At 66.5% G+C, this 17255-nt stretch carries 19 protein-coding genes; 15 read left to right on the forward strand and 4 right to left on the reverse strand.

From position 1 onward, the window contains the following. Positions 1 to 75 precede the first annotated feature (75 nt). The gene (locus LL239_RS04715) at positions 76 to 768 is read right to left on the reverse strand and encodes a cation diffusion facilitator family transporter (RefSeq protein WP_228162285.1); all 693 of its coding nucleotides are present in this window, start codon (positions 766 to 768) and stop codon (positions 76 to 78) included. Beyond that, the gene (locus LL239_RS04720; RefSeq protein WP_228162286.1) at positions 765 to 1109 is read right to left on the reverse strand and encodes an ArsR/SmtB family transcription factor; all 345 of its coding nucleotides are present in this window, start codon (positions 1107 to 1109) and stop codon (positions 765 to 767) included. Before LL239_RS04720 ends, LL239_RS04715 begins: the two co-directional genes overlap by 4 nt. Positions 1110 to 1217: 108 nt before the next feature. On the opposite strand from LL239_RS04720, the gene LL239_RS04725 reads away from it, so the two are divergent. The 10 genes from LL239_RS04725 to LL239_RS04770 all read left to right on the forward strand — a co-directional run bounded on the left by LL239_RS04725 (position 1218) and on the right by LL239_RS04770 (position 10743). Beyond that, on the forward strand, positions 1218 to 1499 hold the full coding sequence (locus tag LL239_RS04725) for a metal-sensitive transcriptional regulator (RefSeq protein ID WP_114587688.1): 282 nt from the start codon (positions 1218 to 1220) through the stop codon (positions 1497 to 1499). Positions 1500 to 1529: 30 nt separating this feature from the next. Beyond that, positions 1530 to 1853: a heavy-metal-associated domain-containing protein gene (locus LL239_RS04730; RefSeq protein ID WP_228162287.1), complete on the forward strand. Its 324-nt coding sequence runs from the start codon at positions 1530 to 1532 to the stop codon at positions 1851 to 1853. Further along, positions 1850 to 4114: a heavy metal translocating P-type ATPase gene (locus LL239_RS04735; RefSeq protein ID WP_228162288.1), complete on the forward strand. Its 2265-nt coding sequence runs from the start codon at positions 1850 to 1852 to the stop codon at positions 4112 to 4114. The genes LL239_RS04730 and LL239_RS04735 overlap by 4 nt, the downstream gene beginning before the upstream one ends. A 40-nt stretch (positions 4115 to 4154) precedes the next feature. Further along, positions 4155 to 6278: a heavy metal translocating P-type ATPase gene (locus LL239_RS04740; protein WP_374197610.1), complete on the forward strand. Its 2124-nt coding sequence runs from the start codon at positions 4155 to 4157 to the stop codon at positions 6276 to 6278. Positions 6279 to 6313: 35 nt separating this feature from the next. Then, positions 6314 to 6745 (forward strand): DUF6153 family protein, encoded by a 432-nt coding sequence (locus LL239_RS04745; RefSeq protein WP_228162289.1) that lies wholly within the window; start codon positions 6314 to 6316, stop codon positions 6743 to 6745. Between the two features lie 96 nt (positions 6746 to 6841). Next, entirely contained in the window at positions 6842 to 7456 is a 615-nt protein-coding gene (locus tag LL239_RS04750; protein ID WP_228162290.1) for a DUF305 domain-containing protein, read from the forward strand. Positions 7457 to 7518: 62 nt separating this feature from the next. Further along, positions 7519 to 8355, forward strand: a complete 837-nt coding sequence (locus LL239_RS04755; protein WP_228162291.1) for a F510_1955 family glycosylhydrolase — start codon at positions 7519 to 7521, stop codon at positions 8353 to 8355. A gap of 249 nt (positions 8356 to 8604) precedes the next feature. Continuing rightward, positions 8605 to 9480: a M23 family metallopeptidase gene (locus LL239_RS17995; RefSeq protein WP_228162292.1), complete on the forward strand. Its 876-nt coding sequence runs from the start codon at positions 8605 to 8607 to the stop codon at positions 9478 to 9480. 220 nt (positions 9481 to 9700) lie between these two features. Next, positions 9701 to 10102, forward strand: coding sequence for a four-helix bundle copper-binding protein (locus tag LL239_RS04765; RefSeq protein ID WP_228162293.1), 402 nt, complete (start codon positions 9701 to 9703; stop codon positions 10100 to 10102). Between the two features lie 50 nt (positions 10103 to 10152). After that, entirely contained in the window at positions 10153 to 10743 is a 591-nt protein-coding gene (locus tag LL239_RS04770) for a DUF305 domain-containing protein (RefSeq protein WP_228162294.1), read from the forward strand. Positions 10744 to 11030: 287 nt separating this feature from the next. On the opposite strand, the gene LL239_RS04775 is transcribed toward LL239_RS04770, so the two are convergent. Continuing rightward, entirely contained in the window at positions 11031 to 11684 is a 654-nt protein-coding gene (locus LL239_RS04775) for a cation diffusion facilitator family transporter (protein ID WP_228162295.1), read from the reverse strand. Continuing rightward, on the reverse strand, positions 11681 to 12040 hold the full coding sequence (gene cmtR / locus LL239_RS04780; protein ID WP_228162296.1) for a Cd(II)/Pb(II)-sensing metalloregulatory transcriptional regulator CmtR: 360 nt from the start codon (positions 12038 to 12040) through the stop codon (positions 11681 to 11683). The genes LL239_RS04775 and cmtR overlap by 4 nt, the downstream gene beginning before the upstream one ends. Before the next feature lie 529 nt (positions 12041 to 12569). On the opposite strand from cmtR, the gene LL239_RS04785 reads away from it, so the two are divergent. The 5 genes from LL239_RS04785 (at position 12570) to LL239_RS04805 (ending at position 17250) form a co-directional block, all read left to right on the forward strand. Next, the gene (locus LL239_RS04785) at positions 12570 to 13199 is read left to right on the forward strand and encodes a helix-turn-helix domain-containing protein (RefSeq protein WP_228162297.1); all 630 of its coding nucleotides are present in this window, start codon (positions 12570 to 12572) and stop codon (positions 13197 to 13199) included. 97 nt (positions 13200 to 13296) lie between these two features. Beyond that, positions 13297 to 14034, forward strand: a complete 738-nt coding sequence (locus tag LL239_RS04790) for an ABC transporter ATP-binding protein (protein WP_228162298.1) — start codon at positions 13297 to 13299, stop codon at positions 14032 to 14034. Next, on the forward strand, positions 14031 to 14819 hold the full coding sequence (locus LL239_RS04795; protein WP_228162299.1) for an ABC transporter permease: 789 nt from the start codon (positions 14031 to 14033) through the stop codon (positions 14817 to 14819). The genes LL239_RS04790 and LL239_RS04795 overlap by 4 nt, the downstream gene beginning before the upstream one ends. A gap of 89 nt (positions 14820 to 14908) precedes the next feature. After that, on the forward strand, positions 14909 to 16057 hold the full coding sequence (locus LL239_RS04800; RefSeq protein WP_228162300.1) for a hypothetical protein: 1149 nt from the start codon (positions 14909 to 14911) through the stop codon (positions 16055 to 16057). A gap of 77 nt (positions 16058 to 16134) precedes the next feature. Continuing rightward, positions 16135 to 17250: a mandelate racemase/muconate lactonizing enzyme family protein gene (locus LL239_RS04805; RefSeq protein WP_228162301.1), complete on the forward strand. Its 1116-nt coding sequence runs from the start codon at positions 16135 to 16137 to the stop codon at positions 17248 to 17250. The last annotated feature ends 5 nt before the right edge of the window (positions 17251 to 17255 follow it).

The following is a 17255-nucleotide window of genomic DNA, read 5'->3' on the forward strand; positions in this document are numbered from 1 at the left end:
CACCAGGGTCACCACTGACCGCCACCGTCATGCCGCGAGAGCGGACGTCCGGTGTGATTCGCGATGCACCGCGGCCTAGTGGTGGTGTGCGTCGTCGTCGTCTTCGTCGTCATGGTCGTGCTCGTCTTCCAAGAGCATCCCGACTGAGGTGGCGCAGGCGTCGCCGCGCCATGCCTCGATGCCCTCGCGGATCGCGAACGCGGCGATGACGAGGCCGGCGATCGCGTCGGCCCACCACCAACCGAACAAGCTATTGACGACAAGGCCCACCAGTACGGCTGCGGAGAGGTAGGTGCAGATGAGGGTCTGCTTTGAGTCTGCGACGGCCGTGGCCGATCCCAGTTCGCGGCCGGCTCGACGCTCCGCGAGGGAGAGGAACGGCATGATGACGACGCTGAGGGCGGTGATGACGATGCCGAGTGTGGAGTGCTCGACGTCGACCTGGCCGACGAGTGCGAGGACGGACGTGACCGTCACGTACGCGGCGAGGGCGAAGAACGCGACTGCGATCACGCGGAGCGTGCCTTTCTCCCACCGCTCGGGGTCGCGACGGGTGAACTGCCAGGCGACCGCGGCCGCCGACAGAACCTCGATCGTCGAGTCCAGGCCGAACCCGATCAGCGCGGCCGAGGATGCCACCGTGCCGGCGGCGATCGCGACCACGGCCTCGATCAGGTTGTAGGCGATCGTCGCCGTGACAATCCACCGGATGCGGCGTTGCAGCACCTGTCGGCGGTCGTCAGCGATGCGGGAAGCGGTGGTGGTCATGCGCAGGTGCAGCTCTCTCCGGCGCAGCAGCCGGGCTCGACGTAGAGGACGACGCGCAGCAGCTCGTCGAGGGCGGGGGCCAGGTGTGCGTCGGCGAGTCGATACCAGGTCCGTCGACCATCGGGCACAGCCTCGACGAGGCCACAGCCGCGCAGGCACGCGAGCTGGTTCGACATGACCTGACGAGAGACGGCAAGGGCGTCGGCCAGGTCCGAGGGGTAGGCGGGTGCTTCGCGCAGCGCCAGGAGGACACCCACGCGCGTCGGGTCAGAGAGTGCGTGGCCCAGGCGGGCAAGTGCAGCCGTGTGCGTCACGGTGGCGGTAGCGGTCGCGGTGGACATGACACCGAGAATACAGAGAACACTGAATAAACAGAACGCTGTACGCCGGGTGCGAGGTGATTACCCCGTCCTGTTGCTATCAATACCCTAGGGGGGTATGGTATACCTGTGAACGGATACGACGGCAACAAAGACGACCTGCAGAAGCGACTGCGTCGGGTCGAGGGTCAGGTGCGCGGGATCGCCCGGATGATCGACGAAGACAAATACTGCATCGACATCCTCACGCAGGTGTCTGCCGCGACGAAGGCCCTGGAAACAGTGGCGCTGTCCCTGCTGGGCGACCACCTGAGCCACTGCGTCGCGGAAGCGAGCGCCGAAGGTGGCCAGGTAGCTGCGGAAAAGATCCGTGAGGCCAACGACGCCATCGCCCGACTCGTCCGTTCTTGATCACACCGAATCCCGTTGAAGGAGCACATCATGACTGACCGCATCGACCTCGGTCTGAAAGACACCAACGCCGGCTGCGCCTGCTGCACCACATCCGCAGCGACGGACGCTCCCGCATCGAGCTCCGCCGCCGTCACGAAAGACGTCCTGGTAGACGGGATGACGTGCTCGCACTGCGTGTCGAGCGTCACCGAGGAGCTGACCGCGATCGACGGTGTGGAGAACGTCACAGTTGACCTGAACGCCCGCGGTACGTCACGGGTCACCATTCACAGCGCCGCGCCGATCGACTCTGACGCCGTAAAAGCCGCGGTCGAGGAGGCCGGCTACACCGTGGCAGGTAGCCCCGCATGAGCACGGTCGACGTCGAGCTCGATATCTCCGGGATGACGTGCGCGTCGTGCGCGACCCGGATCGAACGCAAGCTGAACAAGCTTCCCGGTGTGGAAGCGTCGGTGAATTACGCCACCGAAAAAGCGCGTGTTCGCGGGCACGACGTCGACCCCGCCACCCTCATCGCCACCGTCGAATCCGCCGGATACCAGGCAGCCCTTCCCGCACCGCCGACGAGCGATGACATCGATGAGAACACCCCGGACCGAGAGGACGGCGAGGTCGGGACGCTGCGGCGGCGCCTGCTGATCAGTACCGCACTGTCGTTGCCGGTGGCGGTGCTGTCGATGGTCCCGGCGTTGCAGTTCGAGTACTGGCAGTGGCTGGCCCTCACGCTCACCGCGCCGGTCGCGGTATGGGGGGCGTGGCCCTTTCACCGGGCCGCGGCGGTCAACGCCCGTCACGGCGCGGCGACTATGGACACCCTCATCAGCGTCGGTGTGATCGCGGCGTTCGGGTGGTCCCTGTACGCACTGTTCTTCGGCGGGGCAGGTATGCCGGGGATGACGATGACCTTTACCCTCGTCGGCGCCCCGCAGGCGGGTGGCCATGAGATCTACCTGGAAGTCGCGGCGCTGGTCACCGTATTCATCCTCGCCGGACGGTACGCCGAAGCACGGGCGAAGAAATCATCGTCGGAGGCGCTGCGGGCGTTGCTGGAGATGGGCGCGAAGCACGCCACAAGGCTCGTCGACGGCGTCGAACGGACGGTGCCGGTCGCGCAGCTCGCGGTCGGAGACACCGTACTGGTTCGACCGGGGGAGAAGGTTCCCTCTGACGGTCTGGTGATCGATGGTTCCTCCGCGATCGACGCCAGCATGCTCACCGGAGAGTCGGTACCCGTCGAGGTGACCACCGGTTCCCGTGTCGTCGGCGCCACGGTGAACGTCGGTGGTCGCCTCACGGTCGAAATCACCCGGGTCGGCGCGGACACAGAGCTTGCCCGCATGCGCCGGCTGATGGAGGAAGCCCAGACCGGCAAGGCCAAGGTGCAGCGCATCGCTGACCGCGTCTCTGCCGTCTTCGTCCCCATCGTCATCGGACTGGCCGTGGCCGCGTTCCTCGGCTGGACAATCGCCGCAGCCTCGCTCGAGCTGGCCTTCACCGCGGCCGTTGCCACCCTGATCATCGCGTGCCCCTGCGCGCTCGGGCTCGCCACCCCCACCGCGTTGCTGGTCGGGACCGGCCGCGGTTCCCAGCTGGGAATCCTGATCCGCGGACCGCAGGTGCTGGAGCAGACCCGCACGATCGACACCATCGTGCTCGATAAGACCGGCACCGTCACCACCGGTCAGATGACCGTCACCGACATTCGCCCCGCCCACGACGTCACCCCGGACGAACTGCTGCGCGTTGCCGGGGCGGTCGAGTCGGGATCTGAGCATCCGGTCGCCCGCGCCGTCGTCACTGCTGCACCCGCGAGCGGTTACGCGGACAGCTTCGCGTCGCACGCCGGGTTTGGCGTCCAGGGCATCGTGGACGGGGCGGCGATCGTCGCCGGCCGAGCGTCCTGGCTGGCCGATCAGTGGGGCATCCACCCGCCGGCCGAAGCCGCCGCTGAGCTGCGCGCTCTCGCGCAGAGTGGTACCGCAATCGCGGTCGGTCGCGACGGAGAGTACCTCGGCGCAATCGGGGTGGCCGACACCGTGAAGCCGACCAGCGCCGCCGCGATCACCCGCTTCCAGGCGCTCGGGTTGCGCCCGGTGCTGCTGACCGGCGACAACGCCACCACCGCCGCGCGGATCGCCGCCGAGGTAGGTATCTCCGACGTGCACGCCGAGGTCACTCCCGCCGGAAAGCTCGACGTGATCCGCCAGCTCCAGGACGACGGGCACGTTGTCGCGATGGTCGGTGACGGCGTCAACGACGCCGCCGCCCTCGCCGCCGCCGACCTCGGCCTGGCCATGGGTGGAGGCACGGACGCCGCGATCGCAGCCAGCGACATCACCATCGTCTCCGGCGACCTGACCGTCGTCGTGGACGCGATCCGCCTCGCCCGCCGCACTCTCGACACCATCAAGGGAAACCTGTTCTGGGCGTTCGCGTACAACGTCGCCGCCATTCCGATAGCCATGGCCGGCCTGCTCAATCCTCTCGTCGCTGCGGCGGCGATGGCGTTGTCATCGGTGTTCGTGGTGACCAACAGCCTTCGGCTGCGCCGGTTCCGACCCGACCCGGCACCCGCCCGTACGACCCTTGTTCCCGTGCCCCAACCGGCCTGAACGTGCCGCCGCACCGGCGCACCCAGAGAAGGAGGCTCCGATGAGCCAGCACGACCACCACAACCACCACGCCCCGGCGGCCACCGCCGAACACGACCACGCGGCGATGAGTCACCCGCAGAGCAAAGACGACCGGGCACCCGCCGCCGGACAGTCCGGACACGGCCACGCCGACCACGGCGGGCACGCCGGACACGGCGATCACGTTGCCGGGTTCCGGCGCCTGTTCTGGATCATGCTGATTCTCGCTGTGCCGGTCGTGGGGTTCTCCACGATGTTCTCGATGCTGATTGGATACCCGCTGCCCGACGCCGCATGGGTGGAATGGGTGTCCCCCATCCTCGGCACCGTCATGTATGTGTGGGGTGGCGCCCCGTTCCTCACCGGTGCCGTCAGCGAGCTCCGTGCCCGCAAGCCCGGCATGATGCTCCTCATCGCCCTCGCGATCACCGTCGCGTTCCTCGCCTCGTGGGGGGCCAGCATAGGGCTGCTGCACCACGAGCTGGACTTCTGGTGGGAGCTGGCGCTGCTGATCGTCATCATGCTCCTCGGGCACTGGATCGAGATGCGTTCCCTCGCCCAGACCACCTCCGCCCTGGACTCCCTCGCCGCGCTCCTACCCGACGAGGCCGAAAAGGTCGAGGGCGACAGCACTGTCACCGTCGCCCCCGCCGATCTGCAAGTTGGTGACGTCGTCGTTGTCCGCCCCGGCGGGCGGGTCCCCGCGGATGGTCGGATCGTGCAGGGGTCGGCCAGCATGGACGAGTCGATGATCACTGGCGAATCCCGCCCGGTTCGCCGCAGCGACGGCGACCAGGTCATCGCAGGCACCGTCGCCACCGACTCCGGGGTGAGGGTCGAAATCACTGCGGTCGGGGAGGACACCGCGCTGGCCGGCATCCAGAAACTCGTCACCGAAGCGCAGAACTCCTCCTCTCACGCACAACGCCTCGCGGACCGTGCCGCCGGGTGGCTGTTCTGGTTCGCTCTCGGGGCGGCCGCGATCACAGCCACGGTCTGGACCTTGGTTGGGCTCCCCGACCAAGCCGTGATCCGCACCATCACCGTCCTCGTCATCGCCTGCCCGCATGCCCTGGGCCTTGCCATCCCGCTGGTGGTGTCCATCGCGACCGAGCGCGCCGCCCGCGGCGGTGTGCTCGTGAAAGACCGCCTCGCGCTGGAGAGCATGCGCACCGTCGACACGGTCCTGTTCGACAAGACCGGCACCCTCACCAAGGGCACCCCCGCCGTCACCGCGATCGACCCGGCCGCTGGTATCGAGGCAGACGAGCTGCTCAGATGGGCCGCCGCCGCCGAATCAGACTCGGAACACCCTCTGGCTCGGGCGATCGTGAACGCCGCGCAGGAGAAGCAGTTCACCGTTCCCGCTGCCTTCGACTTTGAGTCCTCACCGGCCGTCGGTGTCCGTGCGCGGGTGACCGGTCGCACCGTCCAGGTCGGCGGCCCGTACATGCTGAAGCAGGAGGGCGCGGCCGAGCTGCCGGTCGCGGATGAGTGGCGCAAGGAGGGCGCGATCATCCTGCACGTTCTCGTCGACGGGCAGGTCGCAGGGGCATTGCGCCTGGCGGACGAGATCCGTCCCGAGTCCCGCAACGCAGTTGACGCTCTGCATCAGCGGGGTGTGCAGGTGGTCATGATCACCGGAGACGCCGAAGCGGTCGCCGCCTCCGTCGCCGCCGACCTCGGTATCGACCGGTTCTTCGCCGGGGTCCGGCCGGAGGACAAGGCGTCCAAGGTCAAGGAGCTTCAAAGCGAAGGCCGCAAGGTCGCCATGGTCGGTGACGGGGTCAACGATGCACCGGCTCTCGCGCAAGCCGACGTCGGTATCGCCATTGGTGCGGGCACTGATGTGGCGATAGCGTCCGCCGGTGTCATTCTTGCCAGTGACGATCCCCGCTCCGTGCTGTCGGTGATCGAGTTGTCTCGCGCCAGCTACCGCAAGATGAAGCAGAACCTGTGGTGGGCCGCCGGGTACAACCTCATTTCCGTCCCCCTGGCCGCCGGGGTGCTCGCCCCCGTCGGGTTTGTGCTGCCGATGTCTGTCGGCGCCATTCTGATGTCGCTGTCCACCATCGTCGTGGCCCTCAATGCTCAACTGCTGCGACGCCTGGACCTCAGCCCGGACGCAGTTGCCGATCGCTGACAGGAGTGACGTACCGTGGAAGGGAGGGAGGTGACATGTCGCTGATCACACTGACAGACCGGCTCCACGCCAGTCGATCCATGGCCCGCACGCTGCTGCTGCTTATCGCGTTGACCGGCGCGGTCATCGTCGGCCTGCTGGCCATGCACTCCCTCAACACCCACACCGCCGCCAACATCGGCCACCAAGCCACCGTCGCCACCGCCAGCGCCACCGCGGATGATCACCATCCCGGTGCCACCGTGACGGACGAAGGGTGTGCGGATTGTGGCTCAGGCCACGCCGACATGTTGGCCATGGCGTGTGTGCTGGCACTGCTGGCTAGCGTGCTGCTGCTGGCCCGACTCCGCCCGAGCCAGGTGTGGTTGTCGGTCCTGCCACGCCCGCGGCCACTCAGTGCCGCGCTTCCCGGCAGGCCGAGGCCGCGGCCGCCTTCTCTCACAGCTCTCTGCATCAGTCGTACGTGATGCGGCCGAGCCGGCGCACTCCTGCCGGCTCCGCCTTTACGCACCTGTCGATGCGACCGGTGTTCGTTCACGTACCCCTGTATTTGGAGAACCCTGATGAAGATTCGTACCGCAGCGACCGCTGCGCTCACCCTCGCCGCCGCCCTCACCCTCGCCGGCTGCGCCGACGGCTCCGGCTCGGAGTCCATGCCCGGCATGGACCACGGCAGCAGCTCGTCCCCGTCCTCATCGTCCACGGCGACGGCAGACTTCAACGACGCGGACGTGATGTTCGCGCAGATGATGATCCCCCACCACCAGCAGGCCGTCGAGATGGCCGACATCATCCTCGACAAGGAAGGCATCGACCCGGACGTGCTCACCCTGGCCTCCGACATCAAGGCCGCCCAGCAGCCCGAAATCGACCAGCTGCAGTCCTGGCTGACCGAGTGGGCCGCCGACATGCCCGATATGGACAGCATGGAGGGCATGGACCACGGCGGCGGCATGATGAGCGAGGACGACATGGCCGCACTGGAAGCCGCCACCGGCGCCGAGGCGTCCCGGCTGTTCCTCGAGCAGATGACGATGCACCACGAAGGCGCGATCGAGATGGCCCAAGACGAAGTCGACAACGGCCAGAACCCTGACGCGGTCGCGATGGCGCAGACCATCGTCGACACGCAGACCGCCGAAATCGCCCAGATGCAGGAACTGCTCGCGCAGCTCTAACGCACCCCACCGGTGAGGACGCCCCCGCAAGGCGTCCTCACCCTGGAATCGAAAGGGTGCGAATGCGCATTCACCTGCCCGCGACGGCGAGCTTCGTCGCGCTCACCAGCTTGCTGCTCACCGGCTGCGCCGCAGCCGAACCGCCATCGACCGGCAGCGACCACACCGACACAGCGATGCCACACGTTCACACGATCGTGCCCGCACCTGACGATGACGGCTTCCTCCTCGGCACCCACGAAGGCCTCTACGCCGCCACGACTGACGGGCAACTCGGCCCCCGCGTCGGCAGCTACGGCTTCGACGCCATGGGCCTCACCGCCGTCGACGACACCCTCATCGCCTCCGGCCACCCCGGCCGAGGCACCCCCGAGGAGCTTGGGGAAGGGAACCTCGGCATCATCCGCAGCAGCGACGGCGGCACGACATGGGAGCCGGTGGCGTTCACCGGCGAGAAAGACTTCCACGTCCTCACCGCCGCACCGGACGGCACCCTGTACGGACAAGAAACCGGCGACGGCCTCATCTTGGCGAGCACCGACCTCGGTGCCACGTGGGCTCCAACAGGCGCGACTCTGCTCGTCTTCGGTCTCGCCGTCGACGCCACGGGCCGTATCATCGCCGCGACCCCGGACGGACTCCGCGTCAGTACCGATCGCGGAGCAACATTCGGTTCCGTTCCGGACGCCCCCAGCCTTTTTGTCATCGCCTCATCCCCGGACCGTGAACGCCTGATCGGCGTCGGAACGAAGGGGGCCATCTGGAGCAGCACGACCGCTGATCCAGTGTGGCGGAACGTTGGTTCCGTGCACGGCACCGTTCAGGCAATCACCGTCACCGAGGCCGGCGACATCCTCGTCGTCGACGACAGCGGGCTGAGCCTGCTTCCCGCCACCTAGCTGACGCTCACCCGAAAGACCACACACGTGCCCGACCTCACCGCCGAAGCTCCCACACGCCGCCGGTCCACCCGGCCGCGCCACACAACCACCAAAGAACCCGCCGACACCCCGACGCATCGCATCGAGCCCGTCCTAACGCGACGCCAAGCACGCGCTCGCGCCACCACGCACCCAACCCTCAGCACCCCTGCTCACACGACACCCCACGACCCACAGCCGCGAAACGCCCAGCCGAACAATGACACAGTGGCACCGGGGGGTGGACACCCGCCGATCGATCCCTTCGAAGCCGCGGCCCGCCTGTTCTCCTTCACTTCAACACCAGCAACGGAAGACGCCACCGAGAAACCAGCCAGTTCGACCCGGAGTATCCCACCCGAGCGGGAAAGGCAGGTGGGCGCGTCAGCCACTGTGCGTCGCCGTTCCGCTGGCCTACGGGCGGCTTTTCTCTCGGCACGCATCATCGGGCTCGTCGGCGTTCTGACCATCGGCATGACCGTCGACGCCGAAGCCCTTCCCCATGAGCACGACGACACCGTCTCGACTCCCCGCAGCGCGCTCAGCGAGGACATCCAGGCGTACGTGACATCAGCAGAAGCCGGAACCGCTGTCAGCCTCAGCCGCGACAGCTACTCCACCGGCACGCTGGTCGACCTAGCGGGCACCGCCGGCATCGTCAACTACTCGGATGCAGTGTTCCGCAATGACCCCACTTGCGCGGTCCAGTGGCCTTACGCGGTCGGGGTGCCCATCACCTACGGATTCGGCATGCGCAGCGGCAAGATGCACGAGGGCACCGACTTCGTCCCCGGCGCCGGTGCACACATCCAAGCCATCGCAGACGGCGTCGTGCGCGTCGCCACCGACAACGGCGGGGCCTTCGGCGTCACCATCGTGATCGATCACGTCGTCGATGGCCAAACGGTGTCCAGTCGCTACGCCCATATGGAATACGACTCTCGGCAAGTCGAGGTCGGTGACACCGTCCGTGTCGGCCAGTACATCGGCCGCACCGGCGACACCGGCCGTTCCTTCGGGGCTCACCTGCACTTCGAAGTTCTCCAAGGTGGCACCACGGCCACCGACCCTCTGCCCTGGCTGCGTGACCACGCAGTCTGCTGAAAACCCTGCGTCTCACCCCGAGGCGCCCCAGACTGGAGCCGCCGCGTGTTTTTCACCGCCCCGCGCGGCGGCTCCTTCATCCGCGTCCCCGACTCTGACAAGCAGGCGAGGACAACATGCCTGATATCGCGCATCCCGACCATGTGCAAGTCCCCTGCGGGGTTCCGCTCCCTCGGCTTACTGTGTGAGCGGGCGGTGATCGACCGAGAGGAAGACCACCATGGTTATTCAAGAAATGCTGAACACCTACCCGCGCGACCTCGGAAACATCGACCGTGACAAGCTGGTCGCGTGCATCGAGGCCTGCCTGGAGTGCGCCCAAGCGTGCACCGCGTGCGCCGACGCATGTCTCAGTGAAGACATGGTCGCCGACCTCACCAAGTGCATCCGCACCAACCTGGACTGCGCGGACCTCTGCGACGCAACAGGCCGGATCCTTTCTCGCCACACCGGCTACGACGCCAACCTCACCCGGGCCGCCCTCGAAGCCTGCCGCACCGCGTGTGCCAGCTGCGCGGACGAATGCGAACAACACGCCGACATGCATGACCACTGCCGCATCTGCGCCGAAGCCTGCCGTCGCTGCGAGAACGCCTGCGCTGAGCTACTCAACACCCTCTGATCACACCCCTCACCCACCGAAGATCTACGAACGGAAGGGGTCTCTTTCCCATGCCTTCAAACAGCAATGCAGGCACCGGCCAAAGCCAGCAGAAGGCCCACAAGCCGTTGAACATGTACATCCGATTCGGCGCGATGATCCTCACAGCGATGGTCATCATGTACTGGGTGATGTTCGTGGGCTCCTGGCAATGGAGCCACATCCGCTTCAGCGAAAGCCGCGTATTCATGGCTCTCACCATGGGTGGCACCATGGTCCTCGTCATGCTCGGCTGGATGCTGAACATGTACAAGAACACCAAAGCCAATATCGCCATCATCGCGGCCGGCTTGCTGCTCATCGGCGGGGGCGTGTTCCTCGACCGCAGCCAGATCCTGGTGAACGACACAGGATTCATGAACTCGATGATCCCGCACCACTCACTCGCCATCACGCGATCGGAGCGCGCCCAGATCCAAGACGTACGGGTGTGTGAACTCGCTGTCGAAATCAGCGAAGCGCAGCGACGCGAGATCTTCGAAATGGAGTGGCTCATCCAAGACATCGAACGCAACGGCGCAGCGACGACATCGGCAGACGCGGAAGCACGTCCAGTGCCTTCCTACAACGAATCGGCAGAACGGCGCTGCCCAACGGAGTAGAGCCGTCTTCCACGAGCGGTGGAGGCAAGCGCGCAGCGAGGAGGAGAACGACGGCTGGGCGCGACCGCTTCGACCAGACCCACACCCTTCAGCTAGGTCCAAGCTGACGTCTGCCCCAGGCAGCGCATCGTCGATGCTGCACCGAAAACGATCGTTTCCGGGACCGTGATCCGCTGTTGGCCGCGGGCGGTCCGCAAACGGGTGCCGTATCGAAACTGGATTTCGGGACAGTGGGTTTCGGCGCACAGTTTCGGGCCAGCGGGGTCTGAGTTAGTTTTGCCTACCGTTCAGTGGTCGTCGTCGTCAGAAAGGTCTTCTAGCACTTCGAACGGTGACTCCACGTCGCCGCGCCAAGCCTCGATGCCTTCACGGACCGCGAGAACGGCAACCACGAGAGCAGCTACGGAGTCGGCCCACCACCATCCGAACAGGGTGTTGAGAATGAGGCCGATGAACACGGCCCCCGAGAGGTAGACGCACAGGATGAGCTGCTTGGCATCGGCCATGACGCTCTTGGAGTCAAGTTCGCGACCGGTGCGCACTTCGAACCACGCCAGAAGCGGCATGATGACCAAGCTCAGTGCGGTAATGCCCAGGCCGAGCGGGCTGTGCTCCGGTCCTTCCTGAGTGATCAGGCTCATTACGGCGTCGACGGCCACGTAGGCGGCGAGAGCGAAGAACGCGAGGCCGATTGCGCGAACAGTGACCTTCTCCCAGCGTTCGGGGTCTTTCCTCGTGAATTGCCAGGCGATTGCTGCGGCTGACAGCACTTCCACGATGGAGTCGAGGCCGAAGCCGATCAGCGCTGCGGACGACGCCAGGGTGCCGGCCCAAATCGCGACGATCGCCTCGATGACGTTGTAGGAGATCGTGAAGCCCACGATGAAACGCACTCGACGGTGCAGCTTCGCGCGACGTTCGCCGCTCAGAATCGCGCTCATGCGCTCGCCTCCGTTCCACAGCAACCCGGCACGGTGCAGGAGGAGTCGACGCAAGGTGCGCTCTCCTCGACCGCCAACGTCACGTCTACGAGCGTCATCAACGCCGCTGCAAGGTGAGGGTCCGCGATTTCGTAGCGCGTCTGCCGACCCTCGGGCTCCGCCACCACGATCCCACAGTCACGAAGGCACGTGAGGTGGTTCGACACGTTCGACCGTGACAGTCCAAGATCGCGGGAAAGGACAGCCGGATAGCTCGGCTCGTCGAGCAACGTCATCAGGATTCGAGAGCGGGTCGGATCAGCCATGGCCCGGCCGAGCCGGTTCATAACGTCAAGTCGCGAAGCAATGGTCAGCATGTGATGACTATACATCGGATGCTGACCTGTTGAGGCTAGCCCGCGCGAGGCGCGCACGATGCGCCCTAGTTGACGCGTGTGGTCATCGAGACAGCTATTGGTCCGCCTTTGTGGGTTTCCGCAAACGTTCAAAACTGATCGTTTCCGGGACAGTCGCGAGCTGCGACGTGGCGCCGTCGACACGCCGTGCCGTAACTCCGTGCCGAAACCTTCCTGCGCCGAATCTCCTCGTCGACCGTTTCCGGAACCGGTAAGAGAGGTCGGCGCTCGGCCAGCACGGAACTGGACCCGAGCCCGTGGGCCAGATCGTGGGCAAAGTCGAGGACATCTCGGACTCATCGAAGCTCGGACTCGCAAGGTCACGACCCCCGCCACGAAAGGGAAGTACCGGTCACGCCTGCGCCAGTAATGCGATCGGATAAGAGTTCAAATCCCACCGTCACCGCCATCGTCGAAGCCCCGCGAACTCCGGAATCCGTGAGATCGCGGGGCTTTCGCTCTCTCTCGGGTCGACTCGTATGGTTGTGCCATGGCAGCCGGAAGCGACCTCAGTGACGAGCAGATGATGATCGAGCTGGGCCGGCGCATCAGCGCCCTGCGGAAGGAGCGGGGTCACACGCTGGTCGCGCTCGCGCAGCTCGCCGGTCTGTCGCAACCCTTTCTCAGCCAGATCGAACGAGGGCGCGCGCGCCCGAGCATGCCCTCTCTGCACCGGCTCGCCTCCGCACTGGATACGACGACCCCGGCCCTCCTCTCCGGGCGACGGCCGGCGGCCGACAACGCGGCGGAGATCGACGACGACGCCGTGAGCCTCGTCCGCGTCGATCAGGGGTCCATGGTGACGCAGTCCAACGGGCAGGCCAAGGCGCTCGTCGTCGGGCAGCGGGCGATGTATCCGATGGAGTTCGTCTCGAGCGTGACGGAGTTCGAGGACTACTACGAGCACCCCGGCGCCGAGTTCATCTACGTCGTGTCGGGGCATCTCGAGGTCGACCTCGCCGACCGCGGGGTGCACGCGCTCGGGCCGGGGGACACGCTCTACTTCGCCGGTGGGGTCCGCCATCGGTGGCGTGTCACCGGCCGCTGGCCCGCGCGTCTGCTGGTGGCGCAGGCAGCTCCCGAGGAGGGAAGCCGGGATATTGGCGACATGCATAGATGATTCGCCGCTGAGACCTTCACCCACGCGCAACGCGTAGTAACGCCCTCGAAACAATCTTCCTCAATATTGATGATGTCAATATTTCGAGGGAGGTCAGATGTCTGGTGCGCCACTCGCATTCTCCGGCGTCGAGATGCGGTTCCCCAACGGCACCGTCGCGCTCACCGGCGTCGATCTGCGCATCGCGCCCGGCGAGTTCGTCGCGCTTCTGGGGCCGTCCGGCTGCGGTAAGTCGACCCTCTTGCGGTTGGCATCCGGGCTGGACACCCCGACGTCCGGCACGGTGGACGTGGGAAGCGACCGCATCGGATACGTCTTCCAGGACGCGACGCTGCTGCCGTGGCTCAGTGTCGAGAAGAATGCGGCGCTGTTCGGCGAGCTCGACCACCTGCCGAGATCGGAGGTCGACCGCCGGGTCCGGTCGTCCCTCGACCTCGTGGGCCTCGGGAGGTTCGCGAAGCATCTGCCGCACCAGCTCTCCGGCGGCATGCGCATGCGAGCATCGCTGGCGCGGTCCCTCGTCAACGAGCCGAACGTGTTCCTCTTCGACGAGCCCTTCGGTGCGCTCGACGAGATGACGCGCGAGAAGCTCAACGACGACGTGCGTGCGCTCTGGCTCGATCGAGGCTTCACGGGTGTCTTCGTCACGCACTCGATCGCGGAAGCAGTGTACATGGCGACGCGCGTGGTCGTGATGGGCGCACACCCGGGCCGCGTCATCGCGGAGTACGCGGTGCCGTTCGGCGACACCCGTGACGAACTCACCCGATATTCGCCTCAGTTCGCCTCGCTGTGCGCGGAGATCTCCGACACGTTGAAGGAGGCCTCGGCATGAAGCGTCTGGGCTGGAAGTCCCTCGTCCTGCCGCTCGCGTTCGCCGCGCTCGTCGTCGCGTTGTGGTATTTCACCAGCGCGGTCCTGCTCTCGCCGTCGCGTAGGTTCATCCTGCCGATGCCGCACGAGATCGTCGTCTCGGCGTTCCTGGACCCGGACAACCTCGCGCAGCTGCTCCGGCCCCTCGGTGCCAGCGCACTCGTCGCGATGACGGGGCTCGTCATCGCCGCCGTGCTCGGCATCGGTACCGCCGTGCTCATGAGTCAGGCCCGGTGGGTGGAGACGACCCTCTATCCCTACGCCGTCGCGCTCCAGAGCGTGCCGATCCTCGCGATCGTGCCACTGATCGCCTTCGCCCTGGGCTACGGCTTCGGAAGCCGCATCCTCGTCGTCGTCCTCATCTCCCTGTTCCCGATCGTCACCAACACCCTCTTCGGATTGCAGTCGGCAAGCCCGCAGATGCGGGACCTGTTCCGGCTCAAGCGCGCGAGCCGCTGGACGATCCTGCGGCGGCTGCAGTTCCCCGCCGCGCTCCCCGCCCTCTTCACAGGCCTTCGGATCTCCGCGGGAATGGCCGTCGTGGGCGCGATCGTCGCCGACTTCTTCTTCCGCCGCGGGGAGTCCGGGATCGGCCTCGCGATCGACACGTACCGCAATCTGCTCGACGGCGAGATGCTCTACGGCGCCATCATCCTCGCCTCGTTCCTGGGGCTGGTCGTCTTCTGGATCTTCGGCGTCATCTCGCGTCTGGTCGTCGGGCGCTGGTACCACCCCGACCGCCGCTGACCACCGCCACACCGCTGCGCACTCTCCTCCGCTCCACCCGCAGTCTCCGCTCCACCCGCAGTCACCCCTTCACCCGCAAAGGAGTTTCCATGCACACGTCCCGACCTCTCCTCCTCACCGTCGGCGCGGCCGCACTGCTGTCGCTCGGTCTCGCCGGTTGCAGCAATGCGTCATCTGCCGCTGTCGACGCCGAGGCCGCGGGTGGTGACGGTGCGCTGAACGCGTGCCCGTCCACCGTCGTCCTGCAGACCAACTGGTTCCCCGAACCCGAGCACTCTGCCGCGTATGCCCTCATCGACCCTGAATCGGCCACGACCGACGCCGATGCCGGAATCTACTCGGGTCCGGCCATCGCCGACCCGAACATCACCATCGAGGTGCGTTCGGGCGGTCCGTTCATCGGCTTCCAGCAGTCGACCGCACTGCTGTACTCGGACGATTCGATCATGCTCGCCATGATCGACACGGACGAGTCGGTGAAACTCTCGGCGTCGCAGCCCACGACCGCCGTCTTCACTCCGCTGCAGAAGAACCCGCAGATCCTGCTGTGGGATCCCGAACGCTACTCGTTCGACGACATGTCGGACATCGCGGCGAGCGACGCGACCGTCCTGTACTTCCAGGGCGCGACGTACATGGACTACCTCATCGCGCAAGGCGACGTGCGTCAGGACCAGGTCGACGGTTCCTTCGACGGCTCCGTCACCCGTCTGGTCTCGGGCGAGCCGGTCGTCATGCAGGGGTACATCACGCAGGAGCCGTACCGCCTCAAGGTCGACTACCCCGACTACGGACGCGACGTCGATTCGCTGCTGATCGCCGACACCGGGTACGACATCTACCCGGCGGCCTGGTCCGGGAAGCCGGAGGTCATCGAATCGCAGGCCGACTGCCTCGCTCAGCTCGTCCCGGCCATGCAGCAGGCGCAGATCGACTACATGAACGACCCCGAGCCCGTGAACAAGGCCATCTCGGACTACCTCGTCGAGATCGACCAGTTCTTCCAGGTCAGCCCGGAGCTGGCGATGTACGTGCACGACGTCATGCGCGACGAGAACCTCGTCGCCGATGGCACAGACGGTGTCTTCGGATCCTTCGACGCCGATCGCATGACCGAGACCACCGACGCCCTGATCGACATCTACGCCACGACCGGCGTCGAAACGGCTCCCGATCTGAAGGCCACGGACATCTACACCAACGAGTTCCTGGACACCTCCATCAGCTACGGCCGCTGACCCGGTGCGGGAGAGGTCGCATCCCTCCGGCCTCTCCCGCGCCCGCCCCTACCGGACCCCTCAGAAAGCACCGCACCATGTCGATCGCCTCCGTCACCCCTTATCCCGTGCGCCTGCGCACCGACTACGCCGAGATGAGTCTGTTCTTCGTCCGGGTCGAGACCAGTGACGGCGCCGTGGGGTGGGGTGAGGCGTGCGACAGCTTCGGGATCTCCTACCCGACCGTGCTCGCGCGTTTGGTCGAGGATGTCTGGTCGCCCGCCGTTCTCGGAGCTGCGGGGGATGCCGCGCTCGCCGGGCTCGAAGCCACCCGTCGGGCGGTGGCTCGAACCCTCGGTTCCACCTACTCGGTCGCGCAATCGCTGAGCGCCGTCGAGATCGCCGTCCGCGACGCGACCGCGCGGGAGGCGGGCGCGCCCCTGACCATGGGGACCGCACGGCTGCGCGACCGTCTCCGGGTGTATGCGGGCAACAGCCACTTCCTCGAGTCGCGCTCCGCGGAAGGACATCTCGACCTGCTCCAGCCGTTGCTGTCGCGCGGCGTCGGCATCATCAAGATGCGCATCGGAGAGCAGTGGCAGCGCGCCATGGCCGTGCTGGCGGACCTGCGCGAGCTTCTGCCCGACATCGAGATCATGGTCGACGGCAGCGAGCTGTTCTCCGTCGCCGAGGCGCGCGAGATGGCCCAACGCCTCGCCGATCTGAGGGTCGGCTGGTTCGAGGAACCCGTGGCCGCGACCCGCATGGGGGCGATCGCGCAGATCTCGAACGCATCGGCCGTGCCCATCGCGTACGGCGAACACCTCTTCAGCACCGATCACATGCTGGAGACCACGGATGCCGCGGCCATCTCCGTGGTGCAGCCGGATGCGTCGATCTGCGGCGGTATGGGAGAGGCGCACCGGATGGGGCAGGCGGCCCTCGGCCGCGGCGCCCGCGTCGTCATGCATCTGCACGGCAGCCCCATCACGATCGCCGCGAACGCGATCGTGGCCGCCGGACTGCCGACCGTCGACGTCATCGAATACCCCTTCCATCTCTCCCCGATGCTGGACCGGGTCGCACCGCGTGCCGGCTTCGGTATCGACGCCATCGTGGACGGCACCCTCGCCATCCCGAGCGGTCCCGGGCTCGGCATCGAACTCGACGTGGATGCCATCGAGGCGGGGCGCCGCGCCTTCATCGACACGTGAGGCGG

The organism is Microbacterium testaceum (genome assembly GCF_020781835.1).
GTDB classification, from domain to species: Bacteria; Actinomycetota; Actinomycetes; order Actinomycetales; family Microbacteriaceae; genus Microbacterium; species Microbacterium testaceum_H.